The organism is Mucilaginibacter pedocola, assembly GCF_002013915.1.
In the GTDB taxonomy this organism is placed as follows: Bacteria; Bacteroidota; Bacteroidia; order Sphingobacteriales; family Sphingobacteriaceae; genus Mucilaginibacter; species Mucilaginibacter pedocola.
Genome location: NZ_MBTF01000034.1, coordinates 487,181 through 512,670, shown reverse-complemented (window position 1 = coordinate 512,670; position 25,490 = coordinate 487,181). Strand labels below are relative to the sequence as shown.

13 protein-coding genes are annotated in these 25,490 nt (G+C 46.2%); 7 read left to right on the top strand and 6 right to left on the bottom strand.

Going from position 1 to position 25,490, the window contains the following annotated elements; translation table 11 throughout:
- Position 1: 1 nt before the first annotated feature.
- The 3 genes from BC343_RS22675 to BC343_RS22665 are packed head-to-tail and all read left to right on the top strand — an operon-like array spanning position 2 to position 7,609.
- Entirely contained in the window at positions 2-3,346 is a 3,345-nt protein-coding gene (locus tag BC343_RS22675; protein WP_143822314.1) for an RHS repeat domain-containing protein, read from the top strand.
- Positions 3,347-3,360: 14 nt separating this feature from the next.
- Entirely contained in the window at positions 3,361-6,999 is a 3,639-nt protein-coding gene (locus tag BC343_RS22670) for a DUF6443 domain-containing protein (RefSeq protein WP_078350069.1), read from the top strand.
- A gap of 4 nt (positions 7,000-7,003) precedes the next feature.
- Positions 7,004-7,609: a hypothetical protein gene (locus BC343_RS22665; RefSeq protein WP_078350068.1), complete on the top strand. Its 606-nt coding sequence runs from the start codon at positions 7,004-7,006 to the stop codon at positions 7,607-7,609.
- Positions 7,610-8,830: 1,221 nt separating this feature from the next.
- On the opposite strand, the gene BC343_RS22655 is transcribed toward BC343_RS22665, so the two are convergent.
- The 3 genes from BC343_RS22655 to BC343_RS22645 are packed head-to-tail and all read right to left on the bottom strand — an operon-like array spanning position 8,831 to position 11,148.
- Entirely contained in the window at positions 8,831-9,157 is a 327-nt protein-coding gene (locus BC343_RS22655; RefSeq protein WP_078350067.1) for a hypothetical protein, read from the bottom strand.
- Between the two features lie 5 nt (positions 9,158-9,162).
- Positions 9,163-10,542, bottom strand: a complete 1,380-nt coding sequence (locus BC343_RS22650; protein ID WP_143822313.1) for a hypothetical protein — start codon at positions 10,540-10,542, stop codon at positions 9,163-9,165.
- A 6-nt stretch (positions 10,543-10,548) separates the two neighbouring features.
- On the bottom strand, positions 10,549-11,148 hold the full coding sequence (locus BC343_RS22645; protein WP_078350065.1) for a Crp/Fnr family transcriptional regulator: 600 nt from the start codon (positions 11,146-11,148) through the stop codon (positions 10,549-10,551).
- A gap of 265 nt (positions 11,149-11,413) precedes the next feature.
- Between BC343_RS22645 and BC343_RS22640 the strand changes: the two genes are divergently transcribed.
- The 4 genes from BC343_RS22640 (at position 11,414) to BC343_RS22625 (ending at position 19,983) form a co-directional block, all read left to right on the top strand.
- Complete coding sequence (locus tag BC343_RS22640; RefSeq protein WP_143822312.1) at positions 11,414-12,133, top strand: hypothetical protein; 720 nt, start codon at positions 11,414-11,416, stop codon at positions 12,131-12,133.
- Between the two features lie 306 nt (positions 12,134-12,439).
- Complete coding sequence (locus BC343_RS22635) at positions 12,440-15,544, top strand: gliding motility-associated C-terminal domain-containing protein (RefSeq protein WP_078350063.1); 3,105 nt, start codon at positions 12,440-12,442, stop codon at positions 15,542-15,544.
- A gap of 438 nt (positions 15,545-15,982) precedes the next feature.
- Entirely contained in the window at positions 15,983-19,495 is a 3,513-nt protein-coding gene (locus tag BC343_RS22630; RefSeq protein ID WP_078350062.1) for a DUF6443 domain-containing protein, read from the top strand.
- A 2-nt stretch (positions 19,496-19,497) separates the two neighbouring features.
- Positions 19,498-19,983 (top strand): hypothetical protein, encoded by a 486-nt coding sequence (locus BC343_RS22625; protein WP_078350061.1) that lies wholly within the window; start codon positions 19,498-19,500, stop codon positions 19,981-19,983.
- A gap of 770 nt (positions 19,984-20,753) precedes the next feature.
- On the opposite strand, the gene BC343_RS22615 is transcribed toward BC343_RS22625, so the two are convergent.
- The 3 genes from BC343_RS22615 to BC343_RS22600 form a co-directional block, all read right to left on the bottom strand.
- On the bottom strand, positions 20,754-21,056 hold the full coding sequence (locus BC343_RS22615; protein WP_078350059.1) for a type II secretion system F family protein: 303 nt from the start codon (positions 21,054-21,056) through the stop codon (positions 20,754-20,756).
- 332 nt (positions 21,057-21,388) lie between these two features.
- Complete coding sequence (locus BC343_RS22605) at positions 21,389-21,601, bottom strand: hypothetical protein (protein WP_078350057.1); 213 nt, start codon at positions 21,599-21,601, stop codon at positions 21,389-21,391.
- A gap of 22 nt (positions 21,602-21,623) precedes the next feature.
- Positions 21,624-25,352 carry a DUF5977 domain-containing protein gene (locus BC343_RS22600; RefSeq protein ID WP_078350056.1) on the bottom strand — a complete coding sequence of 1,243 codons (3,729 nt, stop codon included), beginning with the start codon at positions 25,350-25,352 and terminating at the stop codon, positions 21,624-21,626.
- Positions 25,353-25,490: the final 138 nt, after the last annotated feature.

Here is a 25,490-nt window from a genome sequence, read left to right as displayed (position 1 = left end):
CGTGGTACCGGTCAGCACCGTATCGCCTAATGCCGCGAGCCTGGGTAAATTTGGGAACATTCCTGTGAGTTATGCAACGGGGGTGCCTTCGGTTACCATCCCGCTTTACCAAATTTCTATTGGTGGCATGACGATCCCGTTGTCCCTTGATTACCATGGCGGCGGCGTGCGGGTGGATGAAGTTTCATCAAGCGTTGGCACCAGCTGGGCACTGAATGGTATTCCTCAAATCACCAGAAACATGATCGGCCGTCCGGACGAATCAAGCGGTTATTTAACTGCACCTTCGCTGGACTCCCTTTATGATTATTATAACTATGCTAATTATCCTGTTGCTACTAAACTAAGGTTTGCTGAGTTTATACTTGGCGTGAGGGACAATTTAAACGATACAGAGCCGGACGTTTATTCCTACACGCTGAACGGGAGCAGCGGAAAATTTATTTTCCGGCAGAATGGCACCGCGATGCAGATCCCGGTAACCAATAACCGCATCGAACGAATTGCGGGGAATTTTAAGATCACAGATGAAAAAGGCGTAACCTATATATTCGACCAACAGGAGCGGACCGAAATCATAGGTGCATCGGGCCCGGGCAATTACCCCAGTACTTACCGCTTGTCAAAACTGATCGCGCCCAATATGGCCGATACCGTTTATTTTACCTACCAAAGCAGTTCCGGAAGCATAGAACGCAGTTGGAATTTTACATACACGATCGGTAATAAGCCCAATGAAGAATCACCCTCCCAGTTGGTATCTGCCAACGGCGAGAATTCATCAGTATCTCAGATAGCCCATACATTGGAATTATTTCCGAAAGAGATCAGCTGGCGTGGCGGGAAGGTTACTTTTAAAAATGTTTTGGACCGTACAGACCGCCCGGCCGAGATGCGGCTGGACAGCGTGAAAGTTTATGCAAAGCTAAACGGAAGTTACCAGCTCAATAAAAGTGTTAAACTCTATCAATCCTATTTTTACAGTAACCCGGTTAGCGGTGCTACCCCCGATTACCGTAATTACCGCTTAAGATTGGATTCTGTTGCTTTTCTGCCCGTAGCCTCTCCTGCGCTTAAAGCACAAACCTATCAGATGACTTATAACAACACACCGATAGCGCCTAATGAGTCTTTCGGGCAGGATCTGTGGGGGTATAATAACGGTAAATTCAATAACACAACATCAATGCCTGTGCAGAGGGTGTTATGGAAAAATATTTATTACACCTTTGGGGAAGCGAATACCGATCCCGACTCGACGGGCAACTCGATGCAGGCCTGCATGTTGCAAAGCATCAAATACCCGACGAAAGGCTATACAGTTTTTGATTTCGAACCGCACCAATACCCTGTCAGCTACCAGTCCACACAAACACAATCGGCAGTTTGCAACGCATATGGCAGCGTCCAAAGCACTAATACCTATTCGTTTACGGTTTTAGCAAACCAAAGTAACTTTACCTACCGGGTGGTTTTGTCTGCCTACAATTACCCTAACGTCACCGACCGGCCAAGAGCGAAACTGGTCGACCAAACAACCGGGCAACAGGTCTTTTTTGAATCGAATGTTAATAACCCAAGCCAAAGCTATGATAGCGGAACAATCGCGTTAAACCTTGTTGTCGGCCATACCTATGTAATGACCACCGATATTTATACAGTTAATTCGAACGTATCGGCGCAAAGCACGGTTTCCTGGCGTATCCCGGTTAGCGGTGTCAACGTCAAATTCGGTGGCGGGTTACGTATCAAGTCGATCACCAATTACGACGCCAATAACAGCTTTATCGGTAAAGAAACCTATCAATATGGTAACAACGGGCTTGGTACCTTAATGACCGATGCGGCCTATTTGTTGATCAATTATGAAAATGTGTTTTACCGCTTGTTGGTTTGTCAGCTTGGCGAGGCGGGTTCGTCCGGTTGTTCGTTATCTTTGGGCGATAACAGTATCATTTACCACACCAAAAGTATTTACCCGGCCACGCAATTTAGTGGCAGCCCCGTTGTTTACGGTGCAGTTACCAAAACTGAAGTCAACAGCCTGGGCCAGCCAAACGGCAAGAGCGTATTCGCCTATAGAGTTTACAATGACCAGGCTGCGCTACCCGTGACAGATTATGGCCTCATCGGTATTTGGCTGACTTCGAACGCCTGGAAAAATGGCTTGTTGGCGAGTGAAAGCACCTATAAATCTAACGGATCGGCATTTACACCCGTATCCATCAAAAATTTCGACTACAACGTTTTTCGCCGGGACACGTTGTGGGGGCTAAAAATAAAGCCGCTATACATTAAACTGGGCAGCGGCTCTGAGCTACAGGATACCGTCCATACCCGACAGGCGTACATAGGCCCTGAAAACAATTACAAAACACATTTCTTTATTGGCCGGACCCCGTCCTACACAGGCGCAATGCTCCTGCAAACGGAGTCGGATACGACCTACGATGACCTGGGTAATAAGTTCGTGCAGGTAAAGAACCTCTCTTATGATGATTTAACGCATACGCTACCGACGAAAGTGCAAACCTTTAACAGCAAAGGGGATATGCTTTCCAGCGTTACCAAATACCCGCATGACCTGGCATCCGGCACGAATGTTTACCAAAAGCTGCTGAACCGGAATATGGTCGCTTCCGTCGTCAGTGCCCAGCAGCTAAAGAACAGCAGCCAGCTGGAACTTGCCAACATCAATTATAACGACTGGTTTGGGAACAGTACATTATTGCTCCCGCAAACGGTAGACGGGCAGGTTGCTAATAATGCGGTAGAACCACGGGTGAAATTCAATAAGTATGATGCTTATGGCAATATATTGGAACAGCAAAAGGCAGATGCGCCTGTTAGCGGCTATAAATGGGGGTATAGTAACCAATACCCAATCGCTGTGGCTACGAACGCTTTAAGCACAGAGTTTTATTACGAAGGATTTGAAGAAAGCACGGCGGGGAGCACGGTAAGCGGCGCAGGCCATACCGGACGGAAATATTCTACCAATAACCTGGTAAATTGGGCAAAGCCCAACGGCCGGAGCTACGTGATCAGCTACTGGTACCGGAGCGGAGGCGTGTGGGTTTATAAAGAAGAACAAGCTTACACGGGGAGTAGCTTTACGCTAACGGGGGCGGATACCGGCGGCGGTTACGATGATATCCGGATATACCCATCAGACGCGCAGATGTCGACATTTACCTACGACCCCCTGGTAGGCATGACGAGCCAAACTGATGCAAAAGGGCAAACCACCTATTTTGAGTACGACGGCTTCCAGCGTTTGGCAGATACCAAAGACCAGGACGGGAATATCGTTAAGCATATGGATTACCATTACCAGGGGCAATAAAAACCTAAACCGAAATGAACATTCAAACCTTATTAAAGCTGAAAAAGTACCCGGTTAACGGATTATTTATGATGGCTGCGGTGCTTTGCTTCCAGTCATCAAAGGCACAAACGTTAGTAACGCCGCAGAAGGTGTATACGACGACACCTGCGGCAGGTTCGTATTATAATTATACCAGCATTACGCTTAACCCCGGGGTTAATTTCCAGGCGGGGCCTAGCAGCAGCCTGGAGTTTTTTATCAAGCAGGAGGGCTGCGAGATCCTGTCTGTCAAACCGAGCCAAAACCAGAATTATATTATAACCTCGGAGCCCCGTACAGGAGGCATCACCTCCGGCCAGATGCTGTCAAGCCTATCCAATTGCGGGCTGATGCAAACGGTGGTATATTTCGACGGGCTTGGGCGGCCTATCCAAACGGTACAGGTTAAAGGCTCCCCGACGGCGAGGGACATCGTGCAGCCGGTAGCGTATGATGAATACGGGCGGGAAGCCAAAAAGTACCTTGCCTATGCCTCGAAAGACACGCTTGCCGGCAGTTTTAAAGCCAGTGCCCTGACGGACCAGGCCTCGTTTTACAACAACCCTTCGGGGGTAACGTGGAATGCGCCGGGCGTTGTTGCCATACCCATATCCGGCGGGCTTACGCCATCGTTCTCGCTGAGCAAATTCGAGGCCTCTCCGCTTGACAGGGTAGTTGAGCAGGGCGCTCCCGGGGCAGACTGGCAGCCCATCGATGGCAGTACCGCCGGGCACACCATCAAAATTGCCAATTTACTTAACAATATTACCGCTTTATCAGACACCTTGAATTCGCGCTGGGTGGCCCGTTACTACATCAGCACCATTAACAGCGACCAGAGCCGTACGCTTGCTTTAGGCAGCGGCAACCTGGCGCGGTATGATGCCAATGAGTTGTCAGTTACTGTTACCCGGGACGAAAACAATAAGAACAACCAGCGCGCGGGTACGGTGGAGGAGTATAAAGACAAAGAAGGGCGGGTGCTTTTAAAGCGGCTGTTCAATTATGTACCGGGCGGCACTCCCGCCTTCCAGGTACTGAGTACCTATTATGTTTACGATGACCTGGGCAACCTGGCGTATGTGCTCACACCGATGAGCAATGCTGATGCCGGGCTGCCTTCGCAAACCGTGCTGGATAACTTGTGCTACCAGTACCGCTACGACAGCCGCAACCGCCTTACGCAAAAGAAGCTGCCTGGCAAAGGCTGGGAATATGTGGTATACAACAGGCTGGACCAACCCGTATTGGCGCAGGATGCCAACCAGCGTGCGTCCAACCAATGGACGGCAACCAAGTACGATGCACTGGGCAGGGTAATCCTGACAGCGCTCTGGAATGCGGGCAGCGCTATCCCCTTAAATACCCTGAAAGACAGCGTTTACAGCAAACCACAATGGGATACGCCCAACCAAGCGAATACAGCTACCGGTTATACCATCAGCAGCTACCCTGCCATCAGCAAAGCCTTAACCATCAGCTATTATGATAACTATTCGGACGTGCCTGGCCTGGCCTCAAAGCCATATGCAGTAGCCCCTGCTAAGGCCTTAGCCAGGCCAAAAGGCCTGGCAACCGCAGTTAAGGTAATGGTGTTGAACACGATAGGCAATGCAGTGCCCGACACCCTTTGGAGCGTGAACTACTATGACCGGGAAGGACGGAATACCAAAACTTATAAGCAGCATTATTTGGGCGGCACCACGGGGTTAAACAAGTACAATTACGATGAGATAAGCACTACCTATAATTTCAACGACCAGCCCACCTCTGCCACGCGCCTGCACTTTACCAAAAATGCCGCAGGCAACGATAAAGCCTTAAGCCTGACGGTAAGCAACACCTGGCACTATGACCATATGGGGCGCAAGCTGAGCAGCTGGCAGCAACTGAAGAACGGGGCTTTGGCAGCTGATGCCAAAGTATTGTTGTCCAAATCAGAATATAACGAATTAGGGCAGTTGTGGAAGAAACACCTGCACAGCCTGGACAGCACCAGCTATAAGCAGGACGTGGCTTATGATTATAACGAACGCGGCTGGCTGCAGAAAAGCACGGCTCCATTGTTTGAAGAATACCTGCAATACAACAGCATTAATAATGTCAGCGGCATAACGCCTTCTGCCCAATACAACGGCAATATTGCCAGCCAAAGCTGGGGCACCGAAGCGGTGCCCAACAGCAAAAGCTATACGTATAGCTACGACGCTTTGAACAGGCTGAAAGGCGGTAATTCGACGCTGAGCCACCACGAGAACGGCATCAGCTACGACCTGATGGGCAATATCACTGCGCTCAAACGCTACCAGGCGGGCACGCTCACGGATGATCTCATTTATATCTATACTTCTGCAGGGAATGCAACCAACCAATTGCAGTCGATCAGCGATGGCTCGGGCAATAACGCGGGGTTAACCGCAGGGTTTAATCAGGCTTATACTTATGATGCTAACGGCAACCTGAAAAGTGATGCGAGTAAATCTATTACAGGTATCAGTTATAACCTGCTTAACTTGCCCGAAACCTTCACGGGTAAAAGCACTACCTATACTTACGATGCTGCCGGGCAGAAGCTTAGGCGTGTTATCGGTACAGCAGCAACCGAATACATCGGCGGCATCCAATACGACGGCGCTACGCCAAGCATTACGTTTATCCAGACCGAAGAGGGCAGGGCCTTGCCAAACGGCACCACGGCATATAACTATGAATACAGCTTAAGCGACCATTTGGGCAACACGCGGGTAAGCTTCGACACGGGCACGGGCGTAGCACGTTTGGTGCAAACTAACGATTATTACCCCTTTGGCCTGGAAACGCCCGGCAGCACCAGCACCAGCCCTAAAAATAACTACCTTTACAACAAGAAAGAGTTACAGGAGAGCCTGGGGCTGTACGATTACGGCGCAAGGTTCTATGACCCAACGATAGGCAGGTGGGCAAGCATAGACCAATTGGCGGAGAAAATGAGGCGTCATTCAGTATATAACTATGGATTTGATAATCCGATCAAGTTTATTGATCCGGATGGGATGGCTCCAACAAAAATTAAAGCACCAATCATTGGGCAGCGTTCCAAAATTTTGGGCTTGATTAATTTTAGATCTAAAACACAATATGAATTTGATAAAAATGGTTACTTGCAGCCTAAAAAAGGTGCCGCAATAAATAAAAATGGTTCTGCAAAGTATTCTACGCAGATCAATAATGCTATTAAGAATGACAAAACCGTTACCGTGGCAATTGGACAGTCGTTTATAGGCAAGGATGGTAAGGAAAAGTCAGTTGATATCGATGCTGGTGGCGGTGTAACGTCCACTAATGGTAAATTGACCGTGGGGCCTGCAAATGATAGTAGGAACAAGGTCGCTAGTGATCCGGTAATAACTATTTCGGGTAATCCTAATTACAATATACGTGGTGAAAACAATCTACCAGTACCAGATGATGCTTCTTTAATCCTTATGCACGAATTCGTTGGGCATGCTTTTCCAATTATTTTTGGCTCAACTAAGGGTAATTCGATTAATAATGAAAATGAAATAAGAAACGATCTCAGAGATATTAATGGAAACCCGATACCCTTAAGGAAATTTGATCCATGGCACGTTGAAAGTACATTAGCTCCATAACCTTATGAGAAAACCAATTTTCACGCTATTTAACTTGTTATTAATCTTTGCTTTTTATTCCTGTGGTTATTTCTCCATTAAGAAGTACCCTGAGAGAAAGAAAGTTGAAATAGTATGTTTAGTGGACAACGATACACTACATGTCAAAATCGTAAATAACTCGGATAGCGTTATCTATATTCCAGAAGATTATGAAGTTGATTTTACATCAAATACCGATACACTGTATATGAGCGTTGTCAACAAGGAAAAATATGGGGTGACCTATTTTTATAAGTACAGTAAAGTATTCCCGTTCGAATTTTATACAGCAAAAAAGATAGATGGTGTCTCACCAGATACAACAGTTAAGATCAAGAGTCAGGTCAATTTTTATAATCAATTCAAAATACATGGTATTAGAGAAATAAAATCCGGGGCTTCATATATCACTAGATTAGTTTTTGACATTCCCAAACACCTCAATGTCGTACAGGTCAATTATTATCGTAAATTGTTTTTAAATACTAACCGTCTAGATACGATCGACTATTCAAAGCAAGATGTGCTTCTTTATGACAGCCTCAATTCAGTACAGGTTAATGTCTTACCCGTAACTAGGTTTAGATAAATACCGAACATTTGGTCATAGGGCGGATAAGACAGAGTAAATTTGCCAATTTTTATTAATGTTCTACGAGATGGTAGGGATGAAAAATAGTTGGCGATTCTTGTAAGTATACTGAATATCAAACATGTGCATTAAGCCAATTGGAAACAATTTCAATTGACTTTCTTGTTTATGAAAGTTGTAAAAAACTAATTTCGAGCCTTTCCGTCCCACTCTGGCGCGAGTATCAGGGTTGGCAATAGCGCGGCGTACTCGTGCCTAAGTTAACGGCGGCAGCTTTCTATATGATATACCGCCCCCCGCTGGTCGAAGTTTATAACTTCGGCCTAAAATGAAGAAAACTTATAGTGTGCTATGGCATGACGATACACCGGGTATTGATAGATTGGGGCGAAGAAAAACCGGCACCTGTTAACTCCAACTTCCACCGCTTTTAGAAAAAGATATTTTGCGTATTCTTTATCTCGGCCATTACGAAAGTGCTGTGCGTACTTCCGATGCTCTCTACCGACCCCTCTTGCGCGAGTATGTACCGTTGGCAATCGCGTGCCCTACTCGTGCTTTTACGAATTTCGGAAATGCCAATTTCCTGGTCCAAACTTATTATCATCAAAACATTGATGATACACACCGGCAGGTTCTGACGGCCGATCGCGGTTCTCAGGCACTGGTATCCGTGGCCCCTTCAATGCATTTTTACAGAGAATCGTTAAGTGTTGTAAGGTTACGAGGGAGCCTCGGCGTAAGTACAACTGTGGCAATAACCGGCCTTTTTTCATGCCGGGCCTTACTTATTTATAGGGCGGGAAAATAGGGTTGTCATTTCGGGTAGGCTGACGCTTAAGTCTTCCGGATTATTGGATCAGAAACTGCAAAGCAATAAAAATTATACTGAATTAGATTCGCCGGATGCTATCCCTGCCGTTACATTATTGCTTAGAGCAGAGTGTTTTTTTCTTAACCTACAATTTTACTCCGCTGAAAGCCATGTAGTATAAATTTCAACTTCCTACGGGGCTATGGTAAGTATTCAGTAGCCGCATCAGGTACCTTACCGCCTGGTCTATGCTGCGGCTACAAAAACGCTATTGGGCACCCTAACCACTTCCGGTACATTTACGTTAACCGAGACAGATCATTGGAGATTTACCGGGGGAATCACTTGTAACTTCACGTTCGGAACCACCATACCACCGAAATTGACAGACAGTTATACATTCATTACTTAGTTTCGCGCGTCCTTTTGTACGGCAAAGCAAATCGTTCATGTTGGAATATGAAGTCGGCCCACTCCCAAAAACGCCAGGGTTTGATGGTGAATGTTCGGTACAGGTTGTTGTCGCCTTTATCTTTCTCCGGGTGCTGGCAGAGAAAGTAACCGTATCGCATTAAGCAAGTTTTAAAAGACTGTCCTTTCCCGCTTTCTTCACTATAAATGAAACTCCCATCGATGTTTGAATAGGTGTAATTTTCTTTAAGAAAAAAATCGAAAATCGGTAAGTTGGTCAACACCAATACACAGATTACTACTATAAGTGTTTTTTTCATTGTTCTTAATTACACGCACCTTTGCTTGATGGCGCAGTTCCACCATTTTTATTTATATTATCTCCATTCATCTTTTCAAGATTCGCTCCCAAAGCCGCAGGTGTTTGTGCGGTCATCGCCCCGCCAGGGCCTGAAAGTCCGACTGTATTCGTGGCATCAGGCAAGATGATCCCGCCTTTCAGGCAGGCCTCGATCACAAAATTAGTACAATTGAATTGGGTTAGGTCATAGGTGACAGGTGGGGAGGAAATGTAATCTATTATATGCCGGAAATTTACTGCATTTACATTGAAGGTAATGCTTACGTTATAATCTAAAATACTGTTATCCACGATTTTCGATGGTGCGTGCATTTTGTCCATTCCGGTGGCATCCGGGTAAAAACCTACCACCTGTGTTATACTATTACTGCCGTTCGCTTTCGTTAGCCCTATTGCGGTATGCCCAACGCTGTTCTTGCCGATATTAAAGTAAGTGCCCGGCTGGGGCTCCTGTACGTAAACGGTAACGGACATTGTTGCCCCTGCATCCTGAACGTTGTTGAAGCAATCCATTAGTTGTCTTGGTTTGATTCCGGGCTTCTCCTCCCCGGGAAGGTTGGAAACGGAAGGGACGCTGCTATCGGCCGGAGGGGTGGCATAGCCGCCATGGCCGGGGTCGAAACCGCCGGATGAACCACCCGGGTCCATGCCGCCGTACGGGCCATCAATGTCGGTGTAGGTCGTCGTACAGATCTGTTCTGAGTAGATAACCAGTACGCCTTCACCGTTAATATAATTATGATCCACCCAATAACAATCAGTGGTAGGCTGAAGGTTATTAATGTGTATGGATGGCTGGATATCATTAGTTTTTGCCGGTTTAGCTTCACCGATACTTTTTCCCTCTGAAAATATCCGCCCGCCCAAAAGGTTATAAGCTTCATCAAATACAAAAATCCTCCCTGTGTAATTTGCGGGAGTAATATGGTTTTGCCGCTGAAGCCAATTGGCATCCGGGATGAATTCCAGTATCCTTGCATGCAGGGTGTGATGCTTGTCTGCATAAAAAGCGATCTTGCGGTAACCTTGCCCCACGCCCTGGAATGTCGGAGTGCCTTTCATGGCAATCAGCCAATAATTGCTTGCCGTGGAGGGCATTGACACAGCCTGGCTCCAGTCTATAGAAGCATCGGCAAGGCGGAAAGAGGGAGCGGAGGTGTTATTAGTCCTTATAGGGGTAGATGATGCCATGGCGTTATGCCAATTTTCCACGGTACTCAAAGCCAATGTATCACGGCTGGTACTGGCCTCTGTACCCGGTTTGATGTCATTTGTGTTATCCCTTCGGCAGGCAGCAGCCACGATCAGGAATATTGCTAAAAAAGAAGTGGTCGTTTTCTTCATAACGGGTCATGCGGATGCTTTTCTGTTCATTTGTACTTTACCTGCCCTGATCCGGCTGAGGGTTTCCGGCGTAATAGACAGGTAGGATGCGATCTGGCTGAGCGATGCTTTCTGCAGGATATCCGGATGATTGGCCAGTAACTTTTCGTAACGCTCACGGCCGGTGAGCGTCCGTAGGAGTATCGCGCGTTCTTCAGCCAGAATGTAGTATTTTTCAGTAACCTTACGCCCGATGTAATTGAATTCCGGATGCCCGGCATAAATGGCCTGTAACTCTGCCCAGGACATTGATAAAAGCTCACCACCATCTACGAGTTCAATGGTTTCCCTGGCTGGTTGCTGGGTGTAAAAGCTGTAAACAGATATCATCAGGTCGCCTTCCCCCATAAACCAGACGGTACACTCCCGGCCCTCGGGGGTATGGTAATACGCACGCGCGAATCCTTTATTGATGAACCAGATCCGCCTGGCGACCTGCCCTTCCTGCAAAAGCAAATGTTTCCCTTCGTAGGTTTCCGGCCGGAGCTGCTTAATTAATTGATGTTCTAATGCGGCTGATAATGGCGCAATAAAGTTCAGTGTTGTGATCAGTAAATTCGTATCCATCAGTCAATGTGTTATATGGAAAAATTGCCAATTGGGTACTATGGGTGTTCTCTTAAGTTAAATAGGGTTTCGTTTAATTAAACATGTTTCGGTCTGGAATTATTATACAGTTAGCTGCGTTTTTTTGACAAATGTCAAATTTGGATAGTTGTTGAATGATGGGTAGTTGTTAAAAGTGGTTGTTAATCAATTTATTGTGTATTGTTTTTATTGGATTGTGAAGAATTGAGAAAATGATAATTGTCAAGTGGAAGATTGCATATAGTTGGCAGATTTGCTTTTAACGAAATTTAATATTCACCATAGCCCCGCAATTATGAATAGAAATGAAACCAAAGAAACATATCCATTTTTATGGCTGGATGATCTTGTGGAAAGGGCATTAAATCCGGATAGAAGTGACCTGGGGTTGTTGTCCTCTGATTTTTTCCAGGCTGTATCTGAACGTTTGCCTGTTGAACTCGATGAGATCAGCACCACAGCAAAAACGCAGGCCTTTTCACTTTACAACGGTGAACAATTGAAGGCTATAGCGGGGCATTATGACCAGGCCGTAAGGCTGCTGTTGCAGCAAGCCGCATCAAATCTTGACAAATACCCGGCTAAAGGTATATTGCGGACGACTGGCCAGCTGATATTCAGCGGCCTTGCCGGCCTGGCGCAGAATTTAGAGCGCCGCTATGGCACCCATGCCCCTGCACCGGCTGCTCAGGTGCGGCCTTTCTCTTTATTTAAAATCCTGCTAAAGTTAAGCGGAGACCAGATTGGCATCCTGGTGCGCGGCGCATTCGATGCAGGCCTGATTGATACGGTATCGAAACGGGCCGCCTTTCAGGCTTTAACGCCCTTTTTATCAACGCCGCATCGGGATGGCCTGTCACATGAAAGCCTGCGCAGCAACTCCGGGCGCCCGGAGCGCAGAGATGTGGATAAAGTCATCGAGGCGCTTGGTGTTTTATCTAAAATAGTAAGGGAATACCGGTGATTCCTTGCCGCTAATGCTGTGCCCGGTTTTACCTGTTGGCAGGGTTTACATTTATCCGTTAACGTGTAATTACGGTCCTTAAACCTGCCTGTTTTCATCAACTAACGCTTGGCAGGGTTCGCCGTCTTGATCACGCAACTCAAAAGGCCGCTTCTTTACTTAAAGGGTAATAGCTTGCCGTGTAAGTGTTTCAATGGGTGGAGTGTTGTTGCCCACCGGAATAGGATACGGTTATCTCATTACCTGTTTTTTATTTAATAGTTTAAAAATAATTATATTGCTTGCCTAAACCTAATCGCTATCCCAATGCGCCGGCTGTTTGTGATATTATCTTTCATGGTATGGTGCCGTTGCCTGTACGCACAACAAGATGTTGAATTCCAGGTTAGCGGGGCTTTTTTACAGGGAAAGGAAATTATCAAAGTAAAGCGTGACTTTTTTGACCCCTATGTTTGGGTGTTGTCTCAAAACAATGAGGTATACCGGATCAATAGTATTACCAGCCAGGTCGAAGACCTCACAGCAAATTTTTCGGCCTATTCCCATGATTCGTTTATTGATATTGCAGGGTTAAATAAGGATACTGTATTCCTTGCAACAGCTACAGGGGCAGTGGTTCAATATAAAAGCGGAGGCCTTAAAACGATCGGGGCTGCCGAAGGTATTCTGAGTGCCGCTAATTCTATCGGGATAAAGAAAAATACTTACTATGATTTTTTCTATTTCGATGCGGGCGCACCACCAGTGCTTATTGTGGGCTCGGATAAAGGGCTTTACTTTTATGATATACGTGCCGAAAAAGCCACACATCCGGAAGGGGAACATAGCAGCCTGGTCTATGAGGCGACTTACCGGACTGAGATGTACCGGGACAGTACCGCCGGTGCAAGTGAATATGATGGCCTGAAACAATTACCGGTAACCTTTCGGGGAGAATATGCCACATTTATGGGTTTTCTTTGGGAGGGCGGAAATGGCTACGGCTATAATATTAAGACCGCTTGTATGATTTCCCCTTCCATGTATGTTTATGACGCGGTTACCAGCAGGATGGAAATGTTTTGGGGGAACAGCAATGGCTTGTTCCAGAATAATTTTAACCAGAGCTATTATGTTCATTCTCCTGTCGCGCATTACCTGAATGGCATACAGGTTAACAAGGTTACAAATATATACGGGCTGGCTGCCTTTGGGGAAGGAGAGTGGTTTGGGGATCCGGGGATGATCAAACAAAATTTGTTGGTCGGGACGGACCGGGGCTTGTATTTCAGCAATTCCATTTATACAAGAACTTCTGTAGGGTTACGGCCCTTTGAATTGTTCCATCTGGACGCGCTCGGCATGGCCAAAGTAAATGACATATGTGTAAATGTAGCCTCAATGCATGTGCCGCTTTGCGAGGATGGCGCCTGGGTTGCTACCGGAACGGGGCTTTACTTCCTGAAACCTGACTATGCAAAATTTGTTGGACAAGGCAGTTTCCAGGCAGCGTCTTTTAAAGGGGCGCCAGGTATGCAGCATAAGCTTAGCATTTGTTCCGGAGAGCAGGCTATATTGGCTGTTGACCCGAAGCATTACACAGGAAGCAGCATTCAGTGGTACCGTGGTAATGAACAGCTTATCGGGGAAAGCCATGCTGAATTAGTAACCAGCATTCCCGGCAATTACCATGCAGTACTTTATGACCCATGCCAGAACTCTCACCTCGAAACCAATAGCCTGGAATTATCTGTCGTGAGTTCCCCGGTTTTTTCATTTAACTATCCGGATAATCTATCGTATTGTGACAGTGCATCTGCGGCATTAAATACTGACTATAGCCCTGCTTACCGCTACAGGTGGTGGAGGGACGGGCAACTTACGGGTGATACCGAATTTAAAATGACGGCTACGCAAAGCGGGGTATACCATGTAGAAGTAAGTGCATGTAGCGGCAGCTGGTTACCGTCCAAGGATGTTAAACTGGAGCTTATCAATCTTCCCGTACCCCAGTTGCATACCGGTGCCCTTATTAATTGTGAGGGAATGCCGGTAACGATAAACTTAAACGTTCCTGTAAGCTCCGGTTATACGATTCATTGGCTCCTGGATGGATACGAAATTGATTCGTTTGCGAATCGCTCCAGCGTCCAAATTGATAAAGCCGGATCTTATAAGGTGTTGTTAAGTGCTACAGGGCAGCGCTGTACAAAAGAGTCTGAGCCGCTGGTGATCCAATTTATCAAATCACCTGTTGTAAACCTGGACAAGGCCGGCGAAATTATTATTTGCGAGGGGGAAAGCGTTAAGCTATCCGCAACTAACAACCCTGCATATCGATACCGGTGGTATTTAAACGGTGTGCTTACAGGGGAGGATGTAAGTGATATAAATGTTTCATCGCCGGGTGAGTACTATGTAGAAGCCAGTTCCTGCCCGGGAACCTGGGTGCCAAGTAGTAAAGTTTCCTTGAAAGTTATTGAAATGCCGCGTTTACTTATCAAAACGATAAAGCAGGCGTATTGCATTGGGGAAGCAGCCAGGCTGTTTTTGGGCGGGGGCCTCGCCGGGAATTACAATATTTCCTGGAGGCGTGATGGCCTTGATTTGCCTGAACTCAAGGGTAAGACGGAAATTACCACGCTATTACCCGGAACGTACCAGGTAATAGCCATAAGTAAAGAAAGGCCACAATGCAATACTGTTTCACCGCCCTACTCACTGGTATTTTACGAGGTGCCCACTGTCCATATTTCCCAAAAGATAAACACTTCTTTATGTAGTGGAGAGGAGGTTAGCTTGTCAGTTTCCTATGCAGGAGGGTATATAAACTGGTCTACCGGTGAAACAACGCCTCGTATTACCGTGAACAATAGTGGTTTATATAAAGTAAAAGTAACCAGTGCCACCGGATGTGCTGCAGAAGATAGTATAAAAATCAAGATGCTCCCCGCGCCTGTATTTCATGTCCCCGACACTTCCGTTTGCACCTATACAAAATCTACTGTGGTTTTAACCGCCCCTGCCGGGTTCCGCCGTTATTTTTGGAATAATATTCAAGGAAGCTCCGGGTACGCCATTAGGGAGCCGCAAAGTATTTTGCTGACAGTAGAGGATGAAAATGGCTGCCAGGCCAGCCAGCAAATTGTAGTATCATCAGCCTGTGCAGACGTTAACCTGGCCAATGCTTTTACGCCCAATGGCGACCTGGCCAACGACACCTGGCGAATATCCGGTATAGAGAACGACCCTTCTGCAGTTGTTAGGATATATAACAGGCAGGGAGCTGAGGTGTTTTACAGTAAAGGGTATTACACGCCCTGGGATGGTAAATTCAGGGGTAGGGCATTGCCGGCGGGCACTTACTACTATATCGTAACGGCTAAAAAGGGTAAACAGCGTTTTAGCGGGCCTGTGACCATTTTTTATTAAATGGGCAACCTGAAGTTAAAAGCATAGCTAATTCCAATAATTTATTTTTTGGCATTTCATTTTACTATTTTACCTTATCACCTGATGCTGCAGCGAGGCCCGGAGGAGAATTACTTTTAACGGTGAGAATTTATTTATTTTCCTCTAAATAATAGGGCGGTAAAATTTGTAATAATCAAATAGATATTTTACATTGTGTTGCCTAAATAAGGTGTAATAATCAGCTGGTTTGTTTTACTACCAGTTAGTTTATGCGCCATATACCAATTATAAAAGTTAACCTATCCTTATAATATATGAGAATGAATATTTATTACCTGTTGCATATTGTTTTCCGGCGATGCTGTAAGCTAACACGGCATTAGCGTTTAATGCCCGCGCCTTTAATTAATTACCTGATACACCAACCTAGTAAATCATCTACAAACCTAAACCGAGATGAGAAGAGACAGAAGGATTATATTAAGTGCGTCCCTACTTTTAGGGGTACTATCTTGCCCATTATTATCGTTTGGGCAGAGCCTTGACCGGAACTATATTATCAGCAATACGTTACGTGTAGGAGGGGTTAAGGACGACGCCTCTTTACGGGCTGTAAGCGGCGACAAGACTAAGGTGCAGTCGGTCATCCAGTATGCAGATGGCTTGGGGCGTGGGCTTCAAACGGTCCAGCGTATGGGCTCGCCATTGGGTTATGATGTGGTAACGCCGAACGAGTACGACCAGTATGGGCGTGAGGTAAAGAAGTACCTGCCTTATATTCCGTCGGGTTCGACGGCGGGTGCTTACCAGGCATCGGCATTAACGACAGGCGTTTCCGGTTTTTACAGTACCCCACCTTCCGGTGTGGCGACGAACACTGCTCCGTATTCTGTTACCGGCTTGGAGGCTTCCCCGCTTGGGCGGCCTGAGGAGGTTGGTGCACCGGGCACGGCGTGGCAATTGGGGGGAGGGCATACGGTACGGATGGATTACCGGCTGAACAATAGCATAACGTGGGCATCGGACTCGGTGAATTCGCGGCGGGTATCTCTTTTCCATGTCATTATCAATTCGGATAACAGCCGGAGCCTTGCCCGTTACAGCAATGCGGTTTACCCGGACAATAGCTTAACGGTAACGGTAAGCAAGGACGAGAACTGGGTAAGCGGGCGTGCGGGCACGACGGAGGAATATAAAGACCAGGAGGGGCATGTAGTGCTGAAAAGGTCGTACAATTATAAGAATGCGGTTGTAAAGCTGGAGCGGCTGAGCACGTACTATGTTTACGACGATAAAGGTAACCTGTGCTATGTGCTGCCACCGGAAACGAATGCGGACGAGGACATCGCTATCACATCTCAAACGATCAGTAAACTAGGCTACGAATACTGGTACGATGCGCTGGGGCGCCCTTACCGGAAGAAGCTCCCGGGAAAGGGCTGGGACTTTATGGTCTATAACGCATTGGACCAGGTAGCGATGGTGCAGGATGCGAACCAACGCGCTAAAATGCCGCAGGAATGGACGTTTACTAAATATGACGCGTTGGGGCGCGTAGTTATTACAGGTATTTACCAGTATGGGGGCTCCATGCCGGATACCAGCCTTTATACGCCGAGTGGAGCAGGGCAGGCCTGGCTGCAATCCTATTACGATAGCCCGTCGCTCACGGCGCCCAACTGGGAAACGCGGGATAACAGTACAACGACAGGGTATAACAATGCCAGTACGCCTGTAGGCACAGGCTATACCTTCCTGAGCATTACGCTTTACGACGACTACAGCGCCACCTCGCTGGCGCCGGCAGCATATAGTGCGCCTTATGGTGCCAGCCAGTCGGTGCGGGGGCTTCCGACGCAGCAGTATACCAATGTGCTGGGCACGGGTACGATGCTCACGTCGGTCACTTATTACGACAGCGATGCGCGGCCGCTGAAAGTATACAAGCAGCATTACCTTGGCGGGGTGAACAACACGGGCAATTATGATGCTGTAAGCACCACATACGATTTCACGAATGCACCGACTACGGTTAGCCGCCAGCACTTCACCTCCGCGAATGCCGGCACACCGCTCCACATGGTGAACGTGCAGTACATATATGACCATGCGGGGCGTAAGCTGAAAACCTGGCAGCAGGTATATAACAGCGGCACGGCCACGCCGCGCACGTTAATATCGAAGTCCGCCTATAACGAGGTGGGGCAGCTGCAGGACAAATGGCTGCACAGTACGGACAGCGTTAACTTTTACGAGCAGGTCACTTACACGTACAACCAGCGGGGCTGGCTGAAGAAGCAGAGCTCGGGGCTTTTCGAGGAAGAGCTTTTTTACGAGACAGGGACGAACAAGGCTTATAACGGGAACATCATGTACCAGTTCTGGGGTACTGGGGCGGCCCCGAATACCAGCTATTATACCTACCTTTATGATAAGCTGAACAGGTTGACGTCCGGCGTACGGAACGACAACAGTTCTATAGAGCAGGGGATTACGTACGATAAGCAGGGGAACATCACGGCACTGCAGCGGACGCTGAACAGTACGCTGGCAGATAACCTCACGTATGTATACGGCGGGGGCAACCAGCTGCAGAGCGTCACCGATGCGACAAGCAATAATGCGGGGCAAAAGTCAGGCACAACAAGCTTTGCGGGGAAATACGACCCTAACGGTAACCTGGCGGCAGACCCGGGCAAGGGGGTAACGGGCATCGTTTACAACCTGGTGAACCTGCCCAAAACTGTCACGTTCTCGGGCAGTACGATCAACTATACGTACGATGCGTCGGGGGCCAAGCTGCGGCGGGTAAGTACAGCGGGCCCGGGTACCACGACGGAGTATATCGATGGCATCCAGTATACCGGCAATACAACCACGATCGACTTTATCCAAACGGAGGAAGGGCAGGCGTTCAGGGAAGGGGCAAGCTACAACTACGAGTACTTTTTAGCGGACCACCTGGGTAATACGCGGGTGATGTTCGATACGAAGATGGGGTACGCGAGGAAGGTAGAAAGCGCCGATTACCTTCCTTTCGGGATGCAGGTACCGGGGCTGGTCAACAGCCCATCGAACAAGTACCTTTACAACAGGAAGGAGCTGCAGGACGAACTGGCACAGTATGATTACGGCGCAAGGTTCTACGACCCTGTTGTCGCCAGGTGGACAGGCATCGACCCGCTCGCTGAAAAGGCCCGAAGGTTTAGTACTTTTGTTTATGGGAATAATAATCCAATCAGGTTTATTGACCCGGATGGAATGGAAGCTGAGGAAGCTGATAATGATGACCCACATGCAGAACCGACATTTTCGTCTGGAGTAAGAACGTTCTTTGCTAAGGTTTTTCACCCAATTGCAGCTCTCGCTATTGGTCCCCCAACTCGTGGTTTTTCCAATATCTCAGCAAATTCAGAAAGATTTGCAACACGTGGGGCATCGGATGACTCTGGGTCTGTATTAGCAGGAGGGCAGGAAGGCGCAGGAACAGAAAGTAATGCCTTCCGGCATACATTATGGCAGGCAACTATTGCAAGCCAATTTGGTTCCGATATAGCGCAGTCCTTTGGAGATGCACATGAAAATAACCCTAATGCGGATCTTAGTCAGAGAGTATTTACAGGTAAAAATGCTTTAGATAATGCTGATATGCATGTAGATTTATTAAATAATCAAATCGGACGGCAAATTGGAACCGCCAGTTCAGGGCAAGGAATGAATGCTATAGCCGGAAAAGTCTTGAATCAGTTCGCAAATACAGGATTATGGACTGCCACTAGACAAAAAGATGGTTCATATACAATAAGTATGACAAAAATAACTTCTAAGCAGTTTAAGGCATTGCAGGCAAGATTCAAGCAACTTAATAACAATGCACGTACAGCCGCAGGACAGGCAAAAATAGATGAAGAAAACGGCAAAGCACAACTTCAACAAGCGCAAGCAGGACATAATCCACCAGTAATGTAGATATGATCAAGAGAGTAGTAAATATTATAATAATTATAGCAGTTTTTTCAGGATGTAAAAACAGGCTAACGGATGATCTAATAAATAATATAGATCGAAACTGTGTGAAACAAAATAAATCTTCCTGCACTATAGTTTTAATTGATGCAACACGATTCAAGTGGGACAAACTGTACTTTTTTGGTTCATGGACAACATCAGACTCTATTAGAAAAGTAATTAAATTGAAATATGACGGGGAAGATATACAAGATGATTATAGAAGAATGGTATTTGTATATAACAATAATGTTGTTTACGAAGAGGACTTTAAATCATTTGATTATAGCAAATCAACGATAAATTTCCCCGATATTATTGACAGTCTGCTGCATTCCAATCCCCCATACCTGACCCCATCTAATGCAATATTCGTAGCAGATAAGGGAAAAATAAAGGAAAGTTGTGTTAATTGTTTTGAGTATAGTTTGTCACCAGTGAAACGGTAAAAATGCAATGAGGAACCTTATCTTAATACTGCTGCTAATCGAGCCTCTCACACTTAATGGATAAACGGTGCGGCAGGGCAGCGCCCACCGCGCTTAGAACCTTATGCAAAAAAAGACCCCAAGCGAAATTGCCCCATGTGTGCGGACAGTGTCCAAGGGCGGAAGCTAGTCAACAAGAAAAAAATTAAACAGAATACCAAGGCACACGGAAACGGTCAGCTCTTCCGTTATCTCTATTTAAGCGTGGGAACTAAAGTATCTTCAACCGTTATTTATATAACAGTGCATCAAGTATGGAGAGGAAAGCAAAACTTTCCTTTTCTTAAAGCTAATCTATCAAAGCCAGCTTTTTAAAGATCGACTTATCGTAAGAGTTCAACTCTTTAAATATATCATCGGCGTTAAGTCATATTTATAATGATCGGAGTAAATACAACACAATAATCAATGAAGCTTTGAGATGCTAACAAAATGTGTAATTACGTATTTTACTAGCAGTATTCGACTGATTGGCAGGTTTGCCCATATGATAATTATAATGAAAATTGTTACAGCCGTAGAGCGGATGAGGCATTGTTATATATTTTCAGAGGGGAATTTGTGGTAAATCATATTATTTACGGATTATGTTTACGACCAAAGGTGATAAAAGTTTAGTCTTACAATTTGCTGACTAAGTGGCGTTATAGTATATAAATAAAGGGATCGTTTTGTTTGGTAAAAAAGTGCCGAATTAATTAAACTAATCGTAATCCATAAATAGCAGTTTTTTATTGAAAACTATTGCTCATTTGTATCAGCAGGAGGTATATAGATACCAATATGACTCCGACAATTATACCCAGGAAAATGATAATTATTGGCTCTAATACGGTGCTGAGCCTGGCAGCCCCATGTTCAACATCATCAATATATTGATTGGCTATACGCTCAAAGAACCGTCCTAGTTGGCTGGTTTCTTCGCCGACTTTGATCAGCTGGACCATTTTGAGAGGATATTTAGAGAATTGTGCTAAACTTTCGTGGAGTGATTTTCCACGGAGGATGTCTTCTTCTACTTTTTGAAGGGATATGGTTGTAGCCCATCATCTGTTTGCTTATGAGCCCTTAATAAAGGCACGCGTTGACGAACAGCCGCGTGGCATTGCAAAGTCGTGCGGGGTAAAAATTTTTGGTACAATCTTTCCTATGCCCCGCGTTTTCAAAACAAGCGCGGATGAAATGGCTTTAAATTTTACGGTATTCTTCGAAAGGAACAACGCCCCTGCTACGGCTATACAAAGAATAAGGAAATGTAGAAATTAGCAGACAGCGCATCGGATATTAGAATGATTTTTGTGTGATCCAGGGTAGCTCTCCTCCAAAACGTTTGAAGACGTCCGCGCACACGGGGCCACGGAGCTGCTTAGCCAGCCCAAAAAGGGCCCCGGTAATGCAGCCCGAGTTTATTGTTATCTGTTTTAATAGAATAATCATTAATGGATTGCTTTGCCGTAGCAGTTGTGATAACAGGGGCATCTTCTTGGGAAGAAAAAGCCGATACTGTGGGGTAAATAATCATTCCCCAGATGATTAAGATGGCGGCTAATAAAGGGGAATCCAGTTTTTTGCCTTTCATATACTTTATTAGCCGCTTATGGTTAAAATATAGATAAACTATTGTCCGTACTTCCGGAAGATATGTTTACATTGGTGAAGGTCGCGCTGTGTCCATTTACGGTGTTACGGCTTCCTAGTTTAAAATTTTTAACGTAGGTGCCAATGGCATTTATCGTAACCGTGTATGTCCCTAATGGTACCTGCACCACGTTGGTATTTCCGGTAGTGGGCAGGCTGAAAGAGAAACTCGAAGTCCCTGAAAAATTGGCTTGCCAGCCATTAACGCTACTGGTGTTTGAAAGAGTAAAAGACATGGTGGCCACCGGGCAGCCACAGACAGCCGGGTCATTGGCTTTGCGCTGCCCGTTGATATTGAGGTCGTACGTTGCCGACGCGTTTGCAGATGCTTTGGTAGATGAATAGTATACATTTGCAGCTACAGCATAAGTGGTAGATTGAGGCGTAGTTCCAGCCGGGCAATTGTTGCGTGTAAAAGTACTGCTCATGGCATCGTTTCCAATAACCATGTCGTAAGTGTGGTAATTGAAGTTTTTAACAATATCCCCTTCCCAATCTTTGATATTTCTTAGTCGTTGTGCAAAATCGTATTCAAACCGGCTTGCCATACCCTTAGCATCATCGATCTGCACTAAGCCGTCAGGTGAATAGGTATAGGTGGTCATTTGTGCGTCTGCGGGGTAGGCGCGTAATTCGTCGATGGAAACCGAACCACTCAATGTTACACTGGAAGCGGTGCCGGATGCCGGTAGATAATGTTCGTAAAGCGTCCAGCCATTAACCGATTTTACACCGGTAGCAGATACATATGCACTGTTATACAATACGGTCGCAGCAGCTCCGTTGCTCCAGTACGAGACGACGTTGTTGCGCGTATTGTCCAATACAGTGGAGGTGATGCTCCCCGCTGTTAACTTATAAGACCTGGCACCGGAAGGTGCCGTAACGTCAGTCACCGTTTGGTTACTGCTATAAAACCAGCCGTTGGTTGTCAGGTAAGTGTTGCTTCCGTCCGCTTCAAAACCGGTATACATCGCGATACTGTGATTGTTAATTTGAGCAACAGGCAGTGCTTGTTGGTAATCCCAGATAATACCAACCGGCCTGGAATTGCGGGGTGTGTATTTAGTGATATTATTTTTGCTGTCGTAACTGTTAAAGCTGACCATTTGAACATATCGCGAATCGCCGGTTATTACGCCTGCGGTTACTGCGGAGGGGGTGAAATTATTTACAGGGGCGCCCACAGCCAGTTTTTTAACCGAGCTCATCAATACCGCGTTATTGACGCCGATCGTATTGGAATAAACATTTAATTGCCCTGCACTAACACCGTAAACGCTTGTGGCTGCGTTTTTCACGCTATCCCACCTTTCAATAGCCACCGCCTGCATATTACGGTTAAGCATACTGTCGAGCAGCGCATTACGCGTCGAATAGTCGGCAGCATATTTGCTTACATTGATGGTCGTCACCCCTTTAGTGTCGGTGTGGCGGGTACGTGTAACCTGTTTATGAGCAATATTATCGTATTTGAATTCCGTAGCCGATGATGTGAACTTTGTGGTATCTAGGCCGTCAAATACGTTTACGGCTTTGCTGGTAAGGTAGTTGTCGTCAGAAGTGACGGAATAAAATGCAGGTTTTAGCCGGCCGGAATCATCCGGGCCTGTACCGCCATTTACCGGGAATGTAGCGTCATAACTGCCGGGCACGTCATTAACTTCCTGCCTGCCTACAAGGAAGCCAACTCCGGCATAATTTGTTGGAGGAAACGCAGTATAAGTCATAGTTTCGCGTTGGACGACCCTATAATTCCCTCCGCCGAGGTTTTTATAAAGGCTTTTGGAAAGTAATTGGCCGCGCGCAAAAAAATTGCTTTGGTACACAGGTTTTCCGTAATAGCTCGCGGAGGTCCCGGCATCCGTTACATCCCTGAATGTATAAACTGTTTTTCCGATATTATTTGCCGGATCGCCATCATATTCGGTGACCATAGGGTATGCAACCGGAATGCCATCCCATGGTTCTATATCAGTGGTTGGCGTTGAAACGAAAGTCCGCCTCCGCATTCGTTCGGTAGATTGCACTCCACAGGTACTTCCGGGGTAATGGCGCACTGTTTGTTCGGTCATAAATGAGTAATTCCCTAAATGGAAATTTGCCCTTGACTGGTTATATACATAGGTTTTGACTACCGGTGTAGCGCCGGTAGCAGTATAACTTTTTATCGTTGCGATGCGTAAACCGCCGGCAAGTTTCACACCTCCGTCATTATACCTGTTCGTCTGGTATGTAAAATCAGTATACCCGCCGGTAGGGTGATAAATTCGTTGCAATATACATGCCTGCATATAGGCGGTATCAGGTTCGCGGCCATTAGCCGTTGTGCTTCCGACGGTTAATGGATTGCCTGCACCGCCGCCGGGGCCTGTAACGTAATCTATCGTGGTTTGCGGTATCAATGAGGACTGTGAGTTTTTCCCGTTATAATAACCCCAATAGTCTTTCCCTTTCGAGCTGTAAACCGGAAGGGGGGTGGTATTATAACCAAAGCGGTATTTTTGCATAACAGAACCTGCTGCATCCATTACCGCGAGGGAATCTAACCGCAGGCGGCGGGATAGCGCATCTACGCCATTATAAAAATAGCTTTGGTAAAACCAGATTTTTTTTTGCAACACGTATTGGCGGGTAGCCATGCTGTAACCATATACTTCAATGGCCTGTAAGCTTTTAAGCCCTAAGGCAGTATTATCCTGGCGGTCCGCTGTAGTTTTTACAAACACGACTTTACCATTTTTGAAATTGATCGTAGACAATTGCTGTTCAGTTACCCAGCTACTATTACTGCTTGAGGATGCGGAGCCGGAGCTTGGATGGTAGGTAGTACAAGAAGGCGTTGATGATATAACCGTTACGTTATCGTCTATTGTAAATGTTTCCATCGTTTCGGCCGGCGTATTATATGAAATAGCAGTGTAGCCAAGGGAAATGGTATCTTTCGACGACTGAGAAATTATTTTTTCCAATGGCCATCCGGATTTACCATTTTCTGAAATACTACCGTAGCTAAGTGTACCGCTGGAAGTTATGGTGGTGCCAAAAAAATGCCTGTCTCCCTGTTCGTTGTTGATAATGAAGGAATTGAGGACGCCAATCCTTGTGATTTTTATCGGAGCATATGGAACAATTGCCGGTGCATTACTATTTCGTCCGTCGAAAAAAAACTTTCCGGATGCACCGGGGAAACTATAATTAAATATGTCCGGCTCTAAATCATATTGCCGGTCTTTCGCCTTTGCCATGAAAATTCGTCCGTCGTCGTAATTGTCGTTAATATTATTTCCTGCAGCAAGCAGTATGGTACCATTCAGGTATCCTGTGGTGTTGACATCGTCCGGCAGGCCCATAACGCGGCGGCTGATCTCTCCCCCGGCAGAAACGGACCAGCCCAGTCCGGCCCAACTGGCAAAATCGTTTACTTTATTCCCTGAAGCATGGTAGGATAATGTGATGGGCAATTTAAGGTCGCCGGCGTTGATCTCATATAGAGGGATGGAAATGTCCGGTACGCCGCTAAAAAAATTGACAGGGTAATTGCCATATTTTTCCTGCGCCGTACTATTAGGCGGTTTGCGGAAAATGGTTGGCAAAAAGTAAGGATTTGATTGGGCGCTTACTTCAACGGCCGAAAACAAGATGGTTATCATGAGCGCCAGCAAGGTAACCGGCTTAAATTTATATAGCATGTGATATGATTTTAGGTTTAGGTTCGGTTTAATAATAGGCAAAGTAAAATAGCTCTTACTCTAAGCGTCGTTGCAATAAGGAAATTGGGCGTACATGGAATAAAGGTTTATAAATGCCAATTTAAATATTGGGTTTTA